This is a genomic window from Methylorubrum rhodesianum (genome assembly GCF_014199985.1).
In the GTDB taxonomy this organism is placed as follows: domain Bacteria; phylum Pseudomonadota; class Alphaproteobacteria; order Rhizobiales; family Beijerinckiaceae; genus Methylobacterium; species Methylobacterium rhodesianum.
Map to the genome: position 1 here is coordinate 367,275 of NZ_JACHOS010000002.1, position 17,740 is coordinate 385,014.

Genomic DNA, 17,740 nt, shown 5'->3' on the forward strand with positions numbered 1-17,740 from the left:
ACCTCCGCCGGTCAAAACGAAGCCCGGCACCCAAGAACGCCGAGGCATCAACAAGGAAGACCGATGGGGGTTTACCCGGAGCCGGCGCGTCGCGCCGACGACGTGAGCCGATTCGTGCCTTGCGGGTCGGATACCAACAGCGAGGCGTCCCAGCGCCCGTCGCGCACTCGTGCGCTGCTGGTGCGCCGCTTGGCCGCCGTGACTGCCGGCGTCACCCTGTTGTTGACCGCGCCACAGGCTGTGTCGGCCTATGAAAACGCGAAGGTCTCGATATCGATCCCGATGATGGTGCGGGCCGATCTCCGCCCGGCCGGTGCGGAAGCGGAGTGGGGCGGCACTGCACTGCTCGGCCAGGATGGCGGACTGACCGCCCCGATCGAGCGCCTGCAGGCGGCATTCACGACGCCGCGCTCCGACAATGACGATGAGATCCTGCGCTTCGGCGAGATGAGCGTGCCGCGCACCCTTGTGGAAACGATCCTCAAGGCCTCCGAAGTCACCGGCGTCGATCCCGTCTACATGATGGCGCTCGCCGACAAGGAATCGAGCTTCGACACGAGTGTGAAGTCCTCCGCCTCCTCGGCGCAGGGTCTGTTCCAATTCGTCACCGGCACGTGGCTTGAGATGATCCGCCAGTACGGCGCCAAGCACGGGCTCGCCGGCGAGGCGGCTGCCGTGAAGGGCCACGGTTCCGGCATCACCATCGCCGACGCGGCGACGCGCAAGCGGGTCCTCGATCTACGCAACGACCCCTACGTGTCCGGTCTGATGGCGGGCGAGCTGATCAAGCGCGACCGGAGCCGGATCGAGGCGCGGATCGGGCGCGAACTGAAGACGACCGAACTCTACCTCGCGCATTTTCTCGGCACCGCGAGTGCGGGCAAATTCCTCTCGCTCAGCGCCGAGGATCCGGACAAGGTGGCCAAGGCGGCTTTCGGCCGCGCCGCGCGGGCCAACCGCGCCATCTTCACCGCGAAGGACGGCGGAAAGCGCCGCAGCCTGACCGTGGCGGAAGTCCATGAGAAGCTCGACGGCATGATCGACCGCCGGCTGAGCCAGTATCAGGCCATCGCCGACCTCGCCCAGCAATTGGCCGACGAGCCGGCCGAGCCGATCCTCGATGCGCGCCTGCGGATCAACGAATCCGTGGCGCCGTCCCTCGCGCTTCACTCGGTGCAGTAGAGGCTGGAGGCAGGCCTCACCCCCACAATTCGGGCAGCGGCGGGTGGACCGTACTGCCTTCGTAGCGCAGGGCCGGCTCCCGGTCCCGAGCCAGCAGAAGCGGCCCGTCGAGATCGACGTAGGCCGCGTGGTGCGCGATCAGCATCGCCGGCGCCATGGCGAGCGACGAGCCGACCATGCAGCCGACCATGATCTCAAAGCCGCGCGCCCGGGCCTCCTGGGCGAGCTTCAGCGCCTCGGTGAGACCGCCGGCCTTGTCGAGCTTGATGTTGATCGCGTCGTAGCGCTCGGCCAGCGCGTCGAGTCCGGCGCGGTCGTGCAGGCTCTCGTCGGCGCAGATGGGGATGGTGCGGTCGATCTCGGCCAAGAGCCCGTCCTCGCCCGCCGGAAGCGGCTGCTCAATCAGAGCGACCCCGGCCGCCGCGCAAGCCAAGAGGTTGTCCCGGATCGTCTCAGGGGTCCACGCCTCGTTGGCATCGACAATGAGACGGGATTCGGGCGCACCGCGGCGCACCGCGGCGATCCGCTCGGGATCACCCCGGCCACCGAGCTTCACCTTCAAGAGCGGCCGGTGCGCCGCCCTGCGGGCCGCCTCCTCCATGGCTTCGGGGTCACCGAGGCTCAGCGTGTAGGCGGTGGTGACCGGCACCGGTGCGGCGACGTCGGCGAGTTCGTAGGCGGGTCTGCCAGTGCGCTTTGCCTCGAGATCCCAGAGGGCGCAGTCGAGGGCATTGCGGGCGGCACCCGGCCTCATCCGCCCCGCGAGATCGAAGCGCCCTCCTCGGCCGGCAATCCATTCGGCCTGCTCCTCGAGCGCGGCGGTGACGCTCTCGACCGTCTCGCCATAACGGGCGTAGGGCACGCACTCTCCCCGGCCCCGAAACGCGCCGTCCTCAACGGTGGCGACGACGACGACCGCCTCGGTGCGGCTGCCGCGGGAGATCGTGAACGATCCGGCGATGGGGAAGCGCTCGACGGCAACGGTGAGACGCGGCATCGGCAGTTCTCCCTCAGGCCGGGAACTCGGCGGCGATTCGATCGACGATGTCTTCGACACCGAAGCGCACGGGATCGGTGGCGGGCAGGCCATGGACAGCCTCCGCCTCGCTCAGCAGGGCGCGCGCCTGTGGCTCGGGCAGCGCCTGCGTGTTGACGGCGATGCCGACGGGGCGGATGGCGGGATTGGTGAGCGAGCCGCAGCGGATCGTCAGATCGATCACCTCCTGGATTGTCGGCAGACTTGCCTCGACGCCGCGCATGCGCGTGCGGGTCGGCTCATGGCAGACGACGAACGCGTCCGCCTGTGCGCCGTGCAGCAGGCCGAGGCTGACGCCGGCAAAGGACGGATGGAACAGCGAGCCCTGTCCCTCGATCAGGTCCCAGTGGTTCGGCTCCGCGGCGGGGGCGACCCATTCGACGGCACCGGAGATGAAATCCGCGACGACCGCATCGATGGCGACGCCCCGGCCGGAGATGAACACGCCGGTCTGCCCCGTGGCGCGGAAATCGGCGTCGAAGCCGCGCTCGCGCATGCCGCGCTCCAGGGCAAGGGCCGTGTATTTCTTTCCGACGGAGCAATCGGTCCCCACGGTGAGGAGGCGCCGGCCCGGACGTTTGGTGCCCTTGCCGGTCGGGAAAGTCTCGGTGGTGTGGCGGACGTCGTGCAGGGCGCGCCCGTGACGCTCCGCAGCTTCGGCGATCGCAGGGATCGAGCCGAGCCGCACATGCAGGCCGCTCGCCACGTCGAGGCCGGAACGAAGCGCGGCGACGATCTCGGTGACCCAGTGCTCGGGCAGCACGCCGCCGGCATTGACGACGCCGACGACCATGGTCCTGCAGCCCTTGGCGACCGCCTCCTCCAGCGTCAGGTCGGGAATGCCGAGATCGGCGGCGCAGCCCTCCATCCGGAGCTGGCCGACGCACCATTCCGGCCGCCAATCATTGATCCCATAGGCGGTCTTGGCGGCGAGCCGGTCCGGCACGTCGCCGAGAAACATCAGGTAGGGGGTGGCGATCTGCATCGGCGATGGTCCCGTCCGGAGCGAAGCTCCGCCTGAGAACGCGTCTATGCGTGATCCGTGCCCGTTGCGCGAGGGAGAGCCGCCGCATTCCTGCGACAGCACCTCCTTCCTCACGCCGAAGCGCTTTCGGAACGCGGGCGTGACAGTGTGAGAGATCTCGGATGACCCGAGACCGGGACCTTGCCTAGTCCTCGATTCTCCTCACAGCACCCTTGGCGGCACTGGTGGCGAGCATCGCGTAGGCACGCAAAGCCGTGCTGACCTTGCGCTTGCGGGGGGCGGCCGGACGCCAGCCCTCCGCCTCGCGCACGGCGCGGCGTTGGGCCAACACCGCCTCGTCCACGGCGAGGTGAATGCGGCGGTTCGGGATGTCGATCTCGATCCGGTCGCCGTGCTCCACGAGGCCGATCAAGCCGCCTTCCGCAGCCTCGGGCGAGACGTGGCCGATGGAGAGGCCCGACGAGCCCCCCGAGAAGCGGCCATCGGTGACGAGCGCGCAGGCTTTGCCGAGGCCCTTCGATTTCAGGTAGCTCGTGGGATAGAGCATCTCCTGCATGCCGGGGCCGCCTCGGGGGCCCTCGTAGCGGATCAGCACCACCTCGCCGGCCTTCACCCGGCCGTTGAGGATGCCGTCGACCGCCGCGTCCTGGCTCTCGAAGACGTGGGCCGTTCCGGTGAAGGTGAGGATTGAGGCGTCGACGCCCGCCGTCTTCACGATGCAGCCGTCCTCGGCAAGGTTGCCGTAGAGCACCGCAAGGCCGCCATCCTTCGAATAGGCGTGCTCGGCATCGCGGATGACGCCCTTTTCCCGGTCGAGGTCGAGCTCGTCCCAGCGCGAGGCCTGGCTGAAGGCGACCTGGGTCGGCACACCGCCGGGAGCGGCGCGGAAGAATTCCTGCACCGACGGGCTCTGGGTCTTCGTCACGTCCCATCGGTCGAGCGCCTCGCCCAGCGTGCCGGAGCCGACATTGCCGACGGAGCGGTCGATCAGGCCGGCGCGGTCGAGTTCACCCAGGATCCCCATGATGCCGCCGGCGCGATGCACATCTTCCATGTGGATGTCGGCGACTGCGGGCGCGACCTTGCACAGCACTGGCACGCGGCGGGAGAGCCGGTCGATATCGGCCATGGTGAAGGGCACCTCGCCCTCGTGCGCGGCCGCGAGGAGGTGCAGCACCGTGTTGGTCGAACCGCCCATGGCGATATCGAGCGTCATCGCGTTCTCGAAGGCGGCCATCGTCGCGATCGCGCGGGGTAGGACGCTGGCATCGTCCTGCTCGTAGTGGCGGCGGGCCAGATCGACGATGAGGTGACCGGCCTCGACGAAGAGGCGCTTGCGGTCGGCATGCGTGGCAAGGGTCGAGCCGTTGCCGGGCAGCGACAGGCCGAGCGCCTCGGTCAGGCAGTTCATGGAATTGGCGGTGAACATGCCCGAGCACGAGCCGCAGGTCGGGCAGGCGGAGCGCTCGATGACCGCGACGTCCTCGTCGGAGACGCGGTCGTCGGCCGCCGCCACCATCGCGTCGACGAGGTCGAACTTGCGGGTGACGCCGTTCATCACGACCTTGCCCGCCTCCATCGGCCCGCCGGAGACGAACACCGCCGGGATGTTGAGGCGGAGCGCCGCCATCAGCATTCCGGGGGTGATCTTGTCGCAATTCGAGATGCAGACCATGGCGTCGGCGCAATGCGCGTTGACCATGTACTCGACCGAGTCGGCGATCAGCTCGCGGGACGGCAGCGAGTAGAGCATCCCGTCATGACCCATCGCGATACCGTCATCGACCGCGATGGTGTTGAACTCCTTGGCGACGCCGCCGGCCTGCTCGATCTCGCGGGCGACGAGCTGGCCGAGGTCCTTCAGGTGGACGTGGCCGGGCACGAACTGCGTGAACGAGTTCACCACCGCGATAATCGGCTTGCCGAAATCCGAATCCTTCATGCCGGTGGCGCGCCACAGGCCGCGGGCGCCGGCCATGTTGCGGCCGTGGGTGGTGGTGCGGGAGCGATAGGCGGGCATTTCTTTCGGGACTTTTCGGTTCTGATCGACCGTCAAGCCGATCGTCCAAGAACACGCCCTCATCCTGAGGCGCGAAGCGAAGCGGAGCCTCGAAGGAGGGCTCAAGCCAGTCGCGCGATCCCTGGAACCCTCCTTCGAGACCGCTGCCACGGCATCTCAGGATGAGGGTATCGGGTAGGAAAACGCTGTGGGTCAGACCACCGCGGCGTGCTGGGCGTGCAGCCGAACGGACGCCGCCGACAGCTTGTTGAGTGCCGACAGGTAAGCCTTGGCCGAGGCCACGAGCGTATCGGGATCCGCGCCGCGCGCCGTGACCGAGCGCTCGCCGGCCTTGAGGCGGACCGAGACCTCGGCCTGCGCGTCGGTCCCCTCGGTGACGGCGTGGACTTGGTAGAGCTCCAGCACCGCGTCGTGGGGCACCATGGCGTGGATCGCGTTGAACACCGCGTCCACGGGGCCGTTGCCGTCGGCCTCCTCGGTGAAAGTGCGGCCGTCCATCTCGATCTTCATCGTGGCGCGCTGCGGACCCCGCGTGCCGGCGATCACCGAGAGTGACATCAGCTTGATGCGGTCGTGGGCAGTGGCGCGATTCTCGTCCACCAGCGCCTCGATATCCTCGTCGTAGACGTGCTTTTTCCGGTCGGCCAAATCCTTGAAGCGCTCAAACACGTCCTGGAACTGGTTGTCCGACAGCGAGAGGCCGAGCTCAGACAGCTTCGATTTGAACGCCGCCCGACCCGAATGCTTGCCCATCACCAGCGAGGTCTTGGCCAGCCCGACGGAGGCTGGGGTCATGATCTCGTAAGTCTCGGAATGCTTGAGCATGCCGTCCTGATGGATACCGCTCTCGTGGGCGAAGGCGTTCCGGCCGACGATGGCCTTGTTGTACTGTACGGGGAAGTTCGCCGCGTGGCTGACGAGCTTCGAGGCGCGGGTCAGCATCGTCGTGTCGATGCCGGTGTCGTACGGCATGACGTCGGCGCGGGTGCGGATCGCCATGACGATCTCTTCGAGCGCGGCGTTGCCGGCCCGCTCGCCGATGCCGTTGACCGTACACTCGATCTGCCGGGCACCGCCCTCCAGTCCGGCCAGGGAGTTCGCCACCGCCAAGCCGAGGTCGTTGTGGCAATGCACGGAGAAGATCGCCTTGTCGGCATTCGGGACGCGCTCGCGCACGGCGCGGAACATCGCGCCGTATTCCTGAGGCGTGGCATAGCCCACCGTATCGGGCAGGTTGATCGTGGTGGCGCCCGAGCGGATCGCCGCCTCGACGCAGCGGCAGAGGTAATCGATGTCGGTGCGGGTCGCGTCCATGGCCGACCATTCCACGTCCTCGACGAGGTCGCGGGCCTGGGTCACGGTCTTCAGGATGATCTCGATCACCTCGTCCTGCGTCTTGCGCATCTGGTGAGCGAGATGGATCGCCGAGGTCGAGACGAAGGTGTGGATGCGGCCGCGCTGCGCGTGACGCACCGCCTCACCGGCGCGGGCGATGTCGGCGGGAATCGCGCGAGCGAGGCCGGCGACAGTGGCGCGCTGGGTGCGCCGGGCGATTTCGGAGACGGCCTCGAAGTCGCCGTTGGAGGCGATGGGGAACCCTGCCTCGATGATGTCGACGCCCATCCCGTCGAGCAGTTCGGCCACCGCGAGCTTCTCGTCGAGGGTCATGGTGGCGCCGGGGCATTGCTCGCCGTCGCGCAGCGTCGTGTCAAAGATGACGACGCGGTCCTTCGCGCTGTGAGTGGTGTTCGCCATGGGTCTTCGTTCCTCGCAGCCGGCGCGCTCGACTCCTCGGGAGCGGCGCCGGAAAAGCCTGTCTTCCGGTTGACGAGCGGCACCCCCTGAGAGCCCAGGCGGTCGCGCCCGGACGGCCCTCAGGGGCGGCTAAGAAGCAGGCCTACGAGAATGAGCGCGCAGGACGACGCGGCCGCGAAAGCGGCGCTGTCGTTCGTCTGCAGGGAGCGGCCAGGGGCCACGCTCGATTCTCCTCAGAGGCTGACTCGCCGGCAAACCGCCTGCGACCAGGGTGGCGGTATGTACCGACTGCCGGGGATCGTGACAAGCACATGGCCGTAAGGACATGGCTGAGTCGCGTGGCGCTGAGCCTTGTGACGCTGAGCCGCGCGACGGCCAAGATTGACCGGCCCGCCCGGCAGGGGCACAACCCGCCGGCCAAGCTTGGCTGCAGCGAACCTCCTCTCGCAACCGGAGAGATCCGTCGTGCCCGCGCCGCTCTACCGTGCCGTCTCCCTCATCCTCCTCGGCGGCGCCCTCAGCGCCTGCCAATCGAGCGCGCCGCCGCCGGTCGCGGCAGTCGCCGCGGCCCCCGCAGTCGCCGTCGCGCCGCTTCCGACCGGCACCGGCTGCGGCCCCAGCATCGCCCGCACTCAGGCGATCGTCGAGACGGATGTGAGAACCGGCGATCTCTCGGCGCAGGTCGGCACTCGATTCGGCGCTGACCTGTCGAAGGCGGCAGGCGCCTGCGCCGCCGGCCGTGAAGGCGAGGCGATGAGCCTGCTCGCGGCGGCCAAGGCGCGCTACGGCTACCGTTAGGAGCCGCCCGTTCGGCACCTACTCGGGGAAGACGCTCGCGAGATAGGCCTGCACGAAGCCCGGCATCCTCGCCGTGTCGATATCGGCGCGCGAGCGGGCGATGACAGAGTGGGCGAGTTCGGGCTCGTCCTCGTGGCCGCGATGCGCTTCGATGCGGGCCTTCAGCGTCTCGGCGTCGGCCTCGAAGCGGACGGGCCGCAGGAAGGCGAGTTGCCCGTCGCCGCGCAGGAGCACCCACGCCTCCTCGGCTCCCTCTGGCAGCGTCAAACCGGTCTCCTCGAGGAACTCGCGCGCGGCGCTGCCGGCGAGATCGACCGTTCCGTCGGCGCGCAGGTCACCGGAATCGGGTGTGCCGCAGGGAAAGTAGATCTGGCCGGCATTGGCGGTGTGCGCGCCCATCACGCCGAGCAGCACGGCGCCGTCGCCGCTATGCGGGACGATCGCCGCGAAAGCGTTCGCCACCAATGCGTCGGGCACGCCGGCGTCCCGGAATGCGATGAAGCGCGAGTAGCGCACCTCGAACAGGTGAGCCTCGCAGGCGCCGTCCGCGATCGAGCAGCCATTGGCGAGGTAGACCGGCCCATCGAACAGGCCCGGCGTCTCCGCCTTGCGCCGCTCCCAGTTTCGGTCGATCGCCTCGGCGTTGTCGCGCGCCCAAGCCCAATCGTGATCGACCCGCCGGGCTGAGACGCGGTCGAGGGCCGTGAGGCTGAAGCCGGGAGCGGCGCCGGCCACGATCTCAACCGACACGCAGCACGCCCTCGCTCACCACCACCGCCTGACCGCCGATCTCCACGGAGCGGAGCGCCCCCTCGGTGATGACGAGTTGAAGGTCGATCGTGCTCGGTCGGCCCATGGCGAGGCCCTGGCGGATCACCACGTCGTGCGTGCCCTCCCCCAGCGGTTCGAACTGCATCAGCACGCCGGCGAACGCGGCGGCGGCGCTGCCCGTCGCCGGGTCCTCTGCTACGCCGAGATGGGGTGCGAACATCCGCGCCAAATAGCGATGCCCGAGTCCTTCCGCATCGACCGCGTAGAGGTAGAGAGCATCGGCCTGCGCCTGAGGAAACAGGCGCTCGAACCGGCCGACATCGAGCCGAGCGCGCGCCAGCGCCTCGCCGGAGGCCAGCGGCACGAAGGTGAAGAGCGGGCCGGCGCCGTGCCGGCTCGGCTGATGACGGTGGAAGCCGATCTCGTTGGGCTTCAGCCCCAAGGCCGAGGCCAGGGAATCCTTCGCCACGGCATCGCCGAGATAGCTCGGCAGCACGGGCAGCTTGAACCGGGCGCGGCCGCTGCCGCCGTCCTCCGCCGCCTCGACGGCGCAGGAAAGCGTGCCGATCTCCTCCTCCAGGCCGAAGGCGGCGGCATCGGCCTGGGCCGCCGCCTGCCGCTCGGCGCGGTCGCGAAGCGCCAGCAGCACCGCGGCGCCGACGGTCGGGTGCCCGGCGAAGGGCAATTCACGGGTGGGCGTGAAGATGCGTAGGCGTGCCCGGTGCCGCGGCTCCTCCGGCGGCAGGACGAACACCGTCTCCGACAGGTTGAACTCACGGGCGATCGCCTGCATCGCGCCTCCGTCGAGCCCCTCCGCGTCCAGCACCACCGCGAGCGGGTTCCCGGCGAGCGGCGTGTCGGTGAACACGTCGAGGGTGGCGAAGCGGCGTTCCTGCATCACGGCTCCTTCAGAGGCGTTCAGACGATTTCAACCGGAAAGGCGGCGCTCGGCGCGACGAACTCCTCCTGCGCCGCGACGGTCAGCAACTCCTCCGAGCCGGCCTCGGCGGTCCGCCGCAGCAGCCCGTGGATCGAGGCCGCCGCCATGCCGAGCGCCAGGGCCGCCGAGCGCGTACGCAGATAATGCACGAGATAGAGCGCGGCGACGGCATCGCCCGCTCCGGAGACGGCCTTCAGGTCGAGGCGCGGGGTACGCACGCGCCAGAACGAGCCATCCTCTGCCGCCATCATGTCGATGGCGTCGGGTGGCGTCTCGGCGGTGGTGAGCGATGTGACGAGCAGGACTCGCGGTCCGAGCGCCATCACCGAGGCGGCCGCGCGCTTGGCTGCCTCCAGCGTGTCGCTCGGGGCATCCGAGATCAGGTCGAGCTCGAATTGGTTGGGGGTGAGGATATCGGCGGCAGGCACCGCCTGCGCCCGCATGAAGTCGGCGATGCCGGGCCGGACATAGACGCCCGAATAGGTGTCGCCGATCACCGGATCGCAGCAATAGAGCGCCTCGCGGTTGGCCGCCCGCACGGCGGCGACGGTGCGCAGAATCGCGGTGCCGATATCGGCCGAACCCATATAGCCGGACAGCACCGCGTCGCAGTCTTTCAGCGCGCCGCGCTCGGCCACGCCCTGCACCACCTCCTCGACCGCCGGTCCGTCGAAGACGCGCCCGCGCCATTGCCCGTAGCCGGTATGGTTCGAGAACTGCACCGTGTGCACCGGCCACACCTCGACGCCGAGGCGTTGCATCGGAAAGACGGCTGAGGAATTCCCCACATGACCGTAGGCGACGTGCGACTGGATCGACAGAACCTTCATGGTGCTCCGGTATCCGCTTTCCGCGCCGTGATAGCGCGGGCCACGACCGCGCGCATCCGATCGATGCAGCGATGCGTTACGGCTCAGCCAGACACGACCCGCTTCCGGAGTGAGTATGGATTTCGACGCCGCACGCCAGTCCATCCTCACCTTCATCGAAACCTACAAGGCGTGGGCACCGGTCGTGACGGGGGTGATCGCCTTCTGCGAATCGCTTGCGGTGCTGTCGCTGCTGGTGCCGGCCACCGCGATCCTGCTCGGCATCGGCGCACTGATCGGGGGCAGCGATCTGCCCTTCTGGCCGCTGGTGATCGGCGCCGGGATCGGCGCGGGGCTGGGGGACTGGGTCTCCTACGAGGTCGGCTTCTATTACAAGGACGGCGTGAAGCGCCTCTGGCCGATGAGCCGGCATCCGGAGATGACCGCCAAGGCTGAGGCGTTCCTGCGACGGTGGGGCGCTGGGGCGATCGTCATCGGCCGCTTCATCGGCCCGGCGCGGGCGGTGGTGCCGCTGGTCGCCGGCAGCTTCGGCCTCCGGCGCATCCCGTTCCATCTCGCGAACTGGAGTTCGGCCTTCGTCTGGGCCTTCGTGCTGCTCGCCCCTGGTGCGGGCCTGCTGACCTGGCTGCATTACTGATGGGCCCATGCGCTGCTTCCCGCCCGAACGCATCGTCTGCCTCACCGAGGAGACCGTCGAGACGCTCTACCTGCTTGGCGAGGATCGGCGCATCGTCGGCGTCTCGGGCTACGCCGTGCGCCCGCCGCAGGTGCGCCGGGAGAAGCCGCGGGTCTCGGCCTTCACGAGCGCCGACCTGCCAAAGATTCTCGCGCTCCAGCCGGACCTCGTCCTCGCTTTCTCCGATCTCCAGGCGGAGATCGTCGCCAGTCTCGGCCGCGCGGGCGTGGCGGTCCACCTGTTCAACCAGCGCGACGCGGCCGGCTGCCTCGCGATGATCCGCACCGTCGGCGCCCTTGTCGGTGCGGCGGAACGGGCCGAGGCGCTGGCCGGCGGCTACGAGGCGCGCCTTGCTGAGGCTGCGGCCGAGAGCGCGGGACGACCACGGTTCAAGGTGTATTTCGAGGAGTGGGACGAGCCGATGATCTCGGGCATCGGCTGGGTGTCCGACCTGATCGGCTTCGCCGGTGGGCGGGACGTGTTTCCGCATCTGAGTCGCGAGCCGGCGGCGAAGGATCGGATCGTCACCGGCGAGCAGGTCATCGCGGCGGCGCCCGACGTGATCCTCGCCTCCTGGTGCGGCAAGCGCGTCAACATCGAGCGCATCCGCGCCCGCCCCGGCTGGAGCAGCATTCCCGCAGTGGTGGCGGGGCGCATTCACGAAATCAAATCGCCGCTGATCCTCCAGCCCGGTCCGGCAGCGCTGACGGATGGGTTCGCGGCGATCCGGGCAGCGCTGGCGATGTGACAAAGCAGCCGGTGACACCGGGGCCGTCCCGCTGGCAGGATGCGCGGACTCGATTCGGCCGCATCCGCAAGCCATCGCCCGCGCATGTCCACAGCCCTCGCCAACATCGTCCTGCCGCCCGACCGGCGCCAGTCGCCGACCGCGCTGAACATCCAGCGCGGTGTGCGGCGTCTGCTCGCCGAGATGGGCTGCGTGAGTCTGCCTGAATTCTCGCTCGCCAATGGACGCCGCGCCGACGTGATCGCGCTCTGCGGGGCGGGACGCCTCACCATCGTCGAGATCAAGTCGAGTGTCGCCGACTTTCGCGCCGACCGCAAATGGCCGGATTACCGGGACTATTGCGACCGCTTCTTCTTCGCGATCCCCGAGACGGTGCCCGAAACGCTGATCCCGGAGGAATGCGGTCTGATCGTCGCCGATTCCTTCGGCGCTGCGATCCTGCGCGAGCCGCCCGACCATCCCCTGAGCCCGGCCCGGCGCAAGGCCGTGACGCTACGCTTCGCCCATTCTGCCGCCGGCCTCCTGCACGCCCTCGCCGATCCCGGCGCGATCAGGGAAGGGGCGCTCTGACGGCGCCGATCCGTCGCGGAACACGCGAAGCACGAACACCCGGATCGCCGAGGACAGGTTACGCTCACCGCGCTCGGAATCGATCGCGCCAATCAGCGCCTGAACCGATTGCCCGCGCCCGCGCGCGATGTCCTGCAGCGCGCTCCAGAACTCCGCCTCCAGCGACACGCTGGTGCGATGGCCCGCGATCATCACCGAACGTTTCGCGTTCTCCCGTAGCGGAGCGCGCGTCATTCCTTGTCGGGATCGGCCAAGCGATGGCCCTCATGGCGGGCCTGCTCCATGGCCTTGCGCGTCTCGGCCAGCGTCTTCGCCTTCTTCGGCCGGCCGAACAGGACGCGGTTCTCCGCGGCCTTGGCCTGTTTCGCCGCCTTCTCACGGTCCTTGCGCACCTGGCGCAGGTTGATGATCTCGGCCATCGCGTCAGCCCTCTCGACGACCCGGCGCGGAGAGCCCGCGCCGGGAAACGAGACTAGCGCCTATTCGGCGCTCGGCGCCAGCATGGTTTCGGGGCGAACGACACGCTCGAACTCCTCCTCCGTGACGTAGCCGAGCCGCAGCGCCTCCTCCTTCAGGGTGGTGCCGTTCTTGTGGGCGGTCTTGGCGATCTCGGCGGCCTTGTCGTAGCCGATCGAGGGCGCCAGCGCCGTCACCAGCATGAGCGAGCGGCTCATCAGGTCGCTGATCCGGTCGGTGTTGGCCTTGATGCCGACGACGCAGTTGTCGGTGAAGCTGACCGAGGCGTCGGCGAGCAACCGCACCGATTGCAGCACCGCGTTGGCGATCACCGGCTTGAAGACATTGAGCTCGAAATGGCCTTGGCTGCCGGCAAAGCTCACCGTGGTACCGTTGCCGACGACCTGCGCGCAGACCATGGTCAGCGCCTCGCACTGGGTCGGATTGACCTTGCCCGGCATGATCGAGGAGCCGGGCTCGTTCTCGGGAAGCGACAGTTCGCCGAGGCCCGAACGCGGGCCGGAGCCTAGCAGGCGGATGTCGTTGGCGATCTTGAACAGACCCGAGGCGAGCGCCGTGAGCGCGCCCTGGAGAAAGACGAGGGCGTCGTGGGTCGCGAGCGCCTCGAACTTGTTCTCGGCGGAGGTGAAGGGCAGGCCGGTCAACTCGGCGACCTTGGCCGCGAAGCGCTCCGCGAATTCCGGATGCGCATTGAGGCCGGTGCCGACGGCGGTGCCGCCTTGCGCCAGCGCCAGCACGCCGGGAAGCGTCGCGGCGATGCGGGCGCCGCCGAGGGCGACCTGCGCGGCGTAACCGGAGAATTCCTGACCGAGCGAGACCGGGGTGGCATCCTGCAGGTGGGTGCGGCCGATCTTGACGATGCTGTCGAACTCCTTGGCCTTGGCGTCGAGCGCCGCGTGCAGGTGGGAGAGGGCCGGCAGCAACCGTTCCTGCACCTCGCGCGCGGCCGCGATATGCATGGCGGTGGGGAAGGTGTCGTTCGAGGACTGGCCGCGGTTGCAATGATCGTTGGGATGGACCGGCGACTTGCCGCCGCGCTTTCCTCCGAGCCGCTCGTTGGCGAGGCTCGCGATCACCTCGTTGGCGTTCATGTTGGACTGCGTACCCGAACCGGTTTGCCAGACCACCAGCGGGAATTCGTCGTCGTGCTTGCCGGCGACAACCTCGGCCGCCGATTCGGCGATGGCGTCGGCGATCTTCGGATCGAGGCCGCCGAGATCCTTGTTCACCAGGGCCGCCGCCTGTTTGACGATGCCGAGCGCGTGGACGAGCGGGGCCGGCTGGTGCTCGGTGCCGATCTTGAAGTTCTGGATCGAGCGCTGCGTCTGGGCACCCCAGTAGCGGTGAGCGGGCACCTCGATCGGGCCGAAGGTGTCGGACTCGGTGCGCGTCTCGACGGCGGGGTTCTGGTGCGGCGACATCGTGGCCTCTTCGTTGGCTCGAATGCGGCCCTACTTAACGAAGCACGATGCCGAGCGCGATGCCGACCCGAAACGGGGAATGACGCATTGCACACTCCGTCACCGCCGAGGTTCTCCCGTCCTTATGCTGGATATGCCGTCCCGCCCGGCCCGCACCACGGTTGCCGGACCGTTCCGTCCCAGGGTTCCGCCGCCGCTGACCCGACCGCTCGGCCTGTTCGCCTTCCTGAAAAAGGTGCGCGAGAATCCGATCGCCACCTGGATGGACGCCCATTTCGAGGAGTTCGTCGTCGCCGGCGAGACGGCGATGGGACGGGTCACCGTCGTCAGCGATCCGGCCCTGGTGCGCTATCTGCTGGTGGAACGGGCCGCGAACTACCGCAAGGACGACCTTCAGAAGCGGGTTCTGGCGCCGGGCCTCGGCAACGGCCTGCTGACCGCGGAGGGCGACGAGTGGCGCCTGCAGCGCCGCACGCTCGCACCGATCTTTTCCGCACGCCATGTGGCGGGCTTCGTCTCGCAGATGGATGCCGCCGGCGCCCGCCTCGGCCGGCGGCTGGCGCGTCGGGACGGCGCCACCGTCGACGTCGCGCTGGAGATGACCCGCGCCACCCTCGACGTGCTGGAGCGGACGATCTTCACGCAGGGACTGCCCGGCGATCCCGACGCACTCGGGCGCGCCATCACCCGGCTACTCGAATCAATCGGACCGATCGATCCGCTCGATGTGTTCGGCTTTCCCGCCTTCGTGCCGCGGCTCGGCCGCCTTCGCGCGCGACCGGCGCTGCGCTTCTTTGCCGAGGTGGTGGACACGCTGCTGGAGCAGCGCAAGGCGGCGCTCGCCCGCGGCGAGGCCCCCCACGATCTGATGACCCTGCTCCTGGCCGCCCAGGACCCGGAAACCGGCCGCGGCCTCTCCGACATCGAGGTGAAGGCCAACATCGTCACCTTCATCGCCGCCGGCCACGAGACCACGGCCAACGCGCTGACCTGGGCGCTCTACTGCCTGTCGCAGGACGAGGCGGCCCGCACCCGCGTCGAGGCGGAGGCCGATGCCGCCGCGGGACCGGACGGCGCGCTGAGGCTCGACCGGCTGCCCTTCACCAAGGCGGTGATGGAGGAGACGATGCGGCTGTTCCCTCCGGTGCCGTTCCTCAGCCGACAGGCGCTGCGCGAGGACCGGCTCGGGCGCGTGAAGATCCCCCGCAACTCCACCGTCATCATCGCACCCTGGGTGATGCACCGGCACCGCAAGCTGTGGGACGAGCCGGATGCCTTCATGCCCGAACGCTTCTTCGGCAGTGCCCGGGATGCGATCGAGCGCTTCGCCTACCTGCCGTTCGGGGCAGGCCCGCGAATCTGCATCGGTCAGAGCTTTTCCGTACAGGAGGCCACCCTGGTGCTCGCACAGGTCGCGCGGGCGGTGCGGCTCACTCTGCCTGCGGACCATCCGCCGGTCACGCCGCTCCACCGCGTGACATTGCGGCCGAAGGACGGGCTGCGGATGGTGGCGCAGCGCCGCACCTGACGCGCCCGACCGCTCCTCCGGGTGAGGAGCGGTGCGCGGAATGGGATCAGTTCTTCTTGCGGAAGGCGTCGAGGCTGACGACCTCGGCGGTGCCGTCGCGCTCGGTCTTCTCGGCGGCCTCGGGCTTGGCCTCGCTGCCGTCCTCGGACTTGTCGTCCGGCTTGCCGTCGGCCTTGGCCTTGCCGCCGACCGGAAGGGCCGGGACGATCTTCGGGCCGCCCTGGACCGTCGCGAGGCCCGTGCCTTTCGGCTTGATCTCGGCAGGCTCGGAGGCCGCGCCGCGGGGACCGGCCTTGACCGGCGCGCTCGGCTGAGTCTCCTCGGCCTGCTCGCCCTCGGCACCCTCGTTAAGGTCGAACTTCAGGCCGAACTGCACGGACGGGTCGAAGAAGCCGGACAGCGCGTCGAAGGGAATCAGCAGCCGCTCCGGCACGCCGGAGAAGGACAGGCCGACCTCGAAGCTGTGCTCGGTGACGCCGAGATCCCAGAACTGGTGCTGCAGGACGATCGTCATGTCCTGCGGGTACTTCTCGCGCAGGCGCTGCGACATGCGCACGCCCGGCGCCTCGGTGCGGAACGAGATGTAGAAGTGATGCTCGCCCGAGAGCCCCTCGCGGGCGGCATCGGTCAGCACCTTGCGCACGACGCCGCGCAGGGCGTCCTGAACCAGGAGATCGTAACGGATCAGATCTTCGGCCATCGGCGCTCGCTTGACCGGTCACGGCCGGGATTGGGCTGCGCCGGGTCGTGGAAATGAGTGGAGGTTTCTGTTGCCAGGTACCTCCGAACCCCGCCTATGCGGTGCTACCCGCTAGGACTTTAGGTCGGTTTTTGGCACCGCTTACGCGGCGACAGCCACCGGAGCAAAGTTGTCGTTGGCAACTATTGCAAAGGCCCGATAACGGCGGAACCATGCCGAGCGAAAGCTCTACCTTTACGCCCTCGTCGATCCTATTTCGCCCCCGCCGGAACCCAGCACCTGCGGCCGTGCGGCCATCGGTCCTGGGTTCGGGTGGAGGCGCCGGGTACCGCCCCCGGGTCCGATAGGTTTATTGCGAAGAACGTTTATCGCCATAGCCGGCCTTGCGACCGGCAAAGCGAATATAGAGAGGCCGACGGCGGTTTTGAAGAGCGATCTGCGCTCAGACCCGCTCCGCGTTGCGAGCGTGGCCGATATGCCGCCCGCCCTCGCCGACGCGCGCCCGTCGAAGCCGCCGCTCGCCACGGTCAAGGCGGGATTGGCGTGGCTCGGCCGAATGCTTCTGCTCATCGCGGTTCCGCTCGCGATTCTCGTCCTGGCGAGCGGCCTCGCCATCGCCATCGTCCGGGTTGGAGGCGATCTGCGCCTCGGCATCGACCCGCTGACCGACAGCGCCTCACGCCCGCGCCTGCCCCTCTCTGAGGTTGCCGGCCGCGCCGTCGCGATGGATGCCGTGCGGCAGGTGCTGATGGCGCTGCTCGTCGTCGCGCTGGCGGCCTGGGCCGCGGGCGGCGCTTGGCGGCAACGTCTCGGCTTGACCCGCCCCGTTGAGGCGCGGGCGTCGATGCGGCGGCTCTGGCTGCTGCTGCCGCTCTGGCCACTAATCCATATCGTCTGGGTGACGACCACCGCGGCGGCGCTGCAGATGAATTTCGCAAACGGGGTGCGGCTCTCGCCCTTCCTGAGCCCGCTGATGCTCGGCCTGTGGTTCGCCTTCGTCGTGGTGCTGGCGCCGATCGCCGAGGAATTGCTGCTGCGGGGCGAGACCTTCGCCCGGGCCAGCGCCTTCCTCGGGCCGGCGGCAACGATCGTGGCGACGGCGCTCCTCTTCTGCCTCGCGCATGTCTCCCTCGATCCCGGCGCCAAGGGCGCGCTGGCCCGGCCGCTGACCCTGCTGCCGCTCGCGCTCACGCTCGGCTGGCTGCGCTGGCGCACCGGCCGGCTCTGGCCCTGCATCCTTCTCCACGGCTGGAGCAATTTCTGCCTCATCGCCTACCAGCTCGGACCGAGCCTCCTCCGTTAG

18 protein-coding genes and 1 other RNA gene are annotated in these 17,740 nt (G+C 68.9%); 7 read left to right on the forward strand and 12 right to left on the reverse strand.

Annotated features, from left to right (window positions below; translation table 11 throughout):
- The first annotated feature begins 63 nt into the window (after window positions 1–63).
- Window positions 64–1,182 carry a transglycosylase SLT domain-containing protein gene (locus HNR01_RS04145; RefSeq protein WP_017485950.1) on the forward strand — a complete coding sequence of 373 codons (1,119 nt, stop codon included), beginning with the start codon at window positions 64–66 and terminating at the stop codon, window positions 1,180–1,182.
- A gap of 16 nt (window positions 1,183–1,198) precedes the next feature.
- Here HNR01_RS04145 and dgcA read toward each other — a convergent pair whose 3' ends face one another.
- From dgcA to HNR01_RS04165, 4 genes are all read right to left on the reverse strand, one after another.
- Window positions 1,199–2,179, reverse strand: a complete 981-nt coding sequence (gene dgcA, locus HNR01_RS04150) for an N-acetyl-D-Glu racemase DgcA (RefSeq protein ID WP_183666799.1) — start codon at window positions 2,177–2,179, stop codon at window positions 1,199–1,201.
- 13 nt (window positions 2,180–2,192) lie between these two features.
- A complete protein-coding gene (dgcN, locus tag HNR01_RS04155) occupies window positions 2,193–3,203 on the reverse strand; it encodes an N-acetyltransferase DgcN (RefSeq protein ID WP_183666801.1) in 1,011 nt (336 codons plus the stop codon).
- A gap of 184 nt (window positions 3,204–3,387) precedes the next feature.
- Window positions 3,388–5,223, reverse strand: a complete 1,836-nt coding sequence (gene ilvD, locus HNR01_RS04160; RefSeq protein ID WP_183666803.1) for a dihydroxy-acid dehydratase — start codon at window positions 5,221–5,223, stop codon at window positions 3,388–3,390.
- Between the two features lie 192 nt (window positions 5,224–5,415).
- Window positions 5,416–6,978, reverse strand: a complete 1,563-nt coding sequence (locus HNR01_RS04165) for a 2-isopropylmalate synthase (RefSeq protein WP_153875284.1) — start codon at window positions 6,976–6,978, stop codon at window positions 5,416–5,418.
- A 465-nt stretch (window positions 6,979–7,443) separates the two neighbouring features.
- Here HNR01_RS04165 and HNR01_RS04170 point away from each other — a divergent pair, with 465 nt between their 5' ends.
- Window positions 7,444–7,776, forward strand: coding sequence for a hypothetical protein (locus tag HNR01_RS04170; protein WP_017485945.1), 333 nt, complete (start codon window positions 7,444–7,446; stop codon window positions 7,774–7,776).
- 18 nt (window positions 7,777–7,794) lie between these two features.
- Here the strand turns inward: HNR01_RS04170 and HNR01_RS04175 are convergent, their stop codons facing one another.
- Genes HNR01_RS04175 through pdxY form a run of 3 tightly spaced genes read right to left on the reverse strand, consistent with a single transcriptional unit; the run spans window position 7,795 to window position 10,317 of the window.
- The gene (locus tag HNR01_RS04175; RefSeq protein WP_183666806.1) at window positions 7,795–8,526 is read right to left on the reverse strand and encodes an NUDIX hydrolase; all 732 of its coding nucleotides are present in this window, start codon (window positions 8,524–8,526) and stop codon (window positions 7,795–7,797) included.
- The gene (locus tag HNR01_RS04180) at window positions 8,516–9,445 is read right to left on the reverse strand and encodes a PhzF family protein (protein WP_017485943.1); all 930 of its coding nucleotides are present in this window, start codon (window positions 9,443–9,445) and stop codon (window positions 8,516–8,518) included. Before HNR01_RS04180 ends, HNR01_RS04175 begins: the two co-directional genes overlap by 11 nt.
- A 20-nt stretch (window positions 9,446–9,465) precedes the next feature.
- Window positions 9,466–10,317, reverse strand: coding sequence for a pyridoxal kinase PdxY (pdxY, locus tag HNR01_RS04185; RefSeq protein WP_017485942.1), 852 nt, complete (start codon window positions 10,315–10,317; stop codon window positions 9,466–9,468).
- Window positions 10,318–10,432: 115 nt separating this feature from the next.
- On the opposite strand from pdxY, the gene HNR01_RS04190 reads away from it, so the two are divergent.
- The 3 genes from HNR01_RS04190 to HNR01_RS04200 all read left to right on the forward strand — a co-directional run bounded on the left by HNR01_RS04190 (window position 10,433) and on the right by HNR01_RS04200 (window position 12,311).
- Window positions 10,433–10,954, forward strand: coding sequence for a DedA family protein (locus tag HNR01_RS04190; RefSeq protein ID WP_183666808.1), 522 nt, complete (start codon window positions 10,433–10,435; stop codon window positions 10,952–10,954).
- Window positions 10,955–10,961: 7 nt separating this feature from the next.
- Window positions 10,962–11,741: a cobalamin-binding protein gene (locus HNR01_RS04195; RefSeq protein ID WP_017485940.1), complete on the forward strand. Its 780-nt coding sequence runs from the start codon at window positions 10,962–10,964 to the stop codon at window positions 11,739–11,741.
- 84 nt (window positions 11,742–11,825) lie between these two features.
- A complete protein-coding gene (locus HNR01_RS04200; protein WP_017485939.1) occupies window positions 11,826–12,311 on the forward strand; it encodes an MmcB family DNA repair protein in 486 nt (161 codons plus the stop codon).
- Here HNR01_RS04200 and HNR01_RS04205 read toward each other — a convergent pair.
- Genes HNR01_RS04205 through fumC form a run of 3 tightly spaced genes read right to left on the reverse strand, consistent with a single transcriptional unit; the run spans window position 12,234 to window position 14,209 of the window.
- The gene (locus HNR01_RS04205; RefSeq protein WP_043377338.1) at window positions 12,234–12,503 is read right to left on the reverse strand and encodes a ribbon-helix-helix domain-containing protein; all 270 of its coding nucleotides are present in this window, start codon (window positions 12,501–12,503) and stop codon (window positions 12,234–12,236) included. The two genes, HNR01_RS04200 and HNR01_RS04205, sit on opposite strands and share 78 nt — an antisense overlap.
- 38 nt (window positions 12,504–12,541) lie before the next feature.
- The gene (locus HNR01_RS04210) at window positions 12,542–12,730 is read right to left on the reverse strand and encodes a DUF4169 family protein (protein WP_017485938.1); all 189 of its coding nucleotides are present in this window, start codon (window positions 12,728–12,730) and stop codon (window positions 12,542–12,544) included.
- Window positions 12,731–12,790: 60 nt separating this feature from the next.
- Complete coding sequence (fumC, locus tag HNR01_RS04215) at window positions 12,791–14,209, reverse strand: class II fumarate hydratase (RefSeq protein ID WP_153875291.1); 1,419 nt, start codon at window positions 14,207–14,209, stop codon at window positions 12,791–12,793.
- Between the two features lie 124 nt (window positions 14,210–14,333).
- Here fumC and HNR01_RS04220 point away from each other — a divergent pair, with 124 nt between their 5' ends.
- Window positions 14,334–15,737, forward strand: coding sequence for a cytochrome P450 (locus tag HNR01_RS04220; RefSeq protein ID WP_183666810.1), 1,404 nt, complete (start codon window positions 14,334–14,336; stop codon window positions 15,735–15,737).
- 46 nt (window positions 15,738–15,783) lie between these two features.
- Here HNR01_RS04220 and HNR01_RS04225 read toward each other — a convergent pair whose 3' ends face one another.
- Both HNR01_RS04225 and ssrA read right to left on the reverse strand, forming a co-directional pair.
- Window positions 15,784–16,437, reverse strand: coding sequence for an SspB family protein (locus HNR01_RS04225; protein WP_153875292.1), 654 nt, complete (start codon window positions 16,435–16,437; stop codon window positions 15,784–15,786).
- A gap of 56 nt (window positions 16,438–16,493) precedes the next feature.
- Window positions 16,494–16,870, reverse strand: a transfer-messenger RNA (tmRNA) gene (gene ssrA, locus HNR01_RS04230).
- A 42-nt stretch (window positions 16,871–16,912) separates the two neighbouring features.
- Here ssrA and HNR01_RS04235 point away from each other — a divergent pair.
- Window positions 16,913–17,740: a CPBP family intramembrane glutamic endopeptidase gene (locus HNR01_RS04235; protein WP_183666812.1), complete on the forward strand. Its 828-nt coding sequence runs from the start codon at window positions 16,913–16,915 to the stop codon at window positions 17,738–17,740.

Excerpts from the sequence above, each read along its gene's own strand:
- HNR01_RS04145 (WP_017485950.1), top strand. The coding sequence starts at position 64 with ATGGGGGTTTACCCGGAGCCGGCGCGTCGCGCCGACGACGTGAGCCGA.
- dgcA (WP_183666799.1), bottom strand. The coding sequence starts at position 2,179 with ATGCCGCGTCTCACCGTTGCCGTCGAGCGCTTCCCCATCGCCGGATCG.
- dgcN (WP_183666801.1), bottom strand. The coding sequence starts at position 3,203 with ATGCAGATCGCCACCCCCTACCTGATGTTTCTCGGCGACGTGCCGGAC.
- ilvD (WP_183666803.1), bottom strand. The coding sequence starts at position 5,223 with ATGCCCGCCTATCGCTCCCGCACCACCACCCACGGCCGCAACATGGCC.
- HNR01_RS04165 (WP_153875284.1), bottom strand. The coding sequence starts at position 6,978 with ATGGCGAACACCACTCACAGCGCGAAGGACCGCGTCGTCATCTTTGAC.
- HNR01_RS04180 (WP_017485943.1), bottom strand. The coding sequence starts at position 9,445 with ATGCAGGAACGCCGCTTCGCCACCCTCGACGTGTTCACCGACACGCCG.
- pdxY (WP_017485942.1), bottom strand. The coding sequence starts at position 10,317 with ATGAAGGTTCTGTCGATCCAGTCGCACGTCGCCTACGGTCATGTGGGG.
- HNR01_RS04190 (WP_183666808.1), top strand. The coding sequence starts at position 10,433 with ATGGATTTCGACGCCGCACGCCAGTCCATCCTCACCTTCATCGAAACC.
- HNR01_RS04195 (WP_017485940.1), top strand. The coding sequence starts at position 10,962 with ATGCGCTGCTTCCCGCCCGAACGCATCGTCTGCCTCACCGAGGAGACC.
- HNR01_RS04200 (WP_017485939.1), top strand. The coding sequence starts at position 11,826 with ATGTCCACAGCCCTCGCCAACATCGTCCTGCCGCCCGACCGGCGCCAG.
- HNR01_RS04205 (WP_043377338.1), bottom strand. The coding sequence starts at position 12,503 with ATGATCGCGGGCCATCGCACCAGCGTGTCGCTGGAGGCGGAGTTCTGG.
- HNR01_RS04210 (WP_017485938.1), bottom strand. The coding sequence starts at position 12,730 with ATGGCCGAGATCATCAACCTGCGCCAGGTGCGCAAGGACCGTGAGAAG.
- fumC (WP_153875291.1), bottom strand. The coding sequence starts at position 14,209 with ATGTCGCCGCACCAGAACCCCGCCGTCGAGACGCGCACCGAGTCCGAC.
- HNR01_RS04220 (WP_183666810.1), top strand. The coding sequence starts at position 14,334 with ATGCTGGATATGCCGTCCCGCCCGGCCCGCACCACGGTTGCCGGACCG.
- HNR01_RS04225 (WP_153875292.1), bottom strand. The coding sequence starts at position 16,437 with ATGGCCGAAGATCTGATCCGTTACGATCTCCTGGTTCAGGACGCCCTG.
- HNR01_RS04235 (WP_183666812.1), top strand. The coding sequence starts at position 16,913 with ATGCCGCCCGCCCTCGCCGACGCGCGCCCGTCGAAGCCGCCGCTCGCC.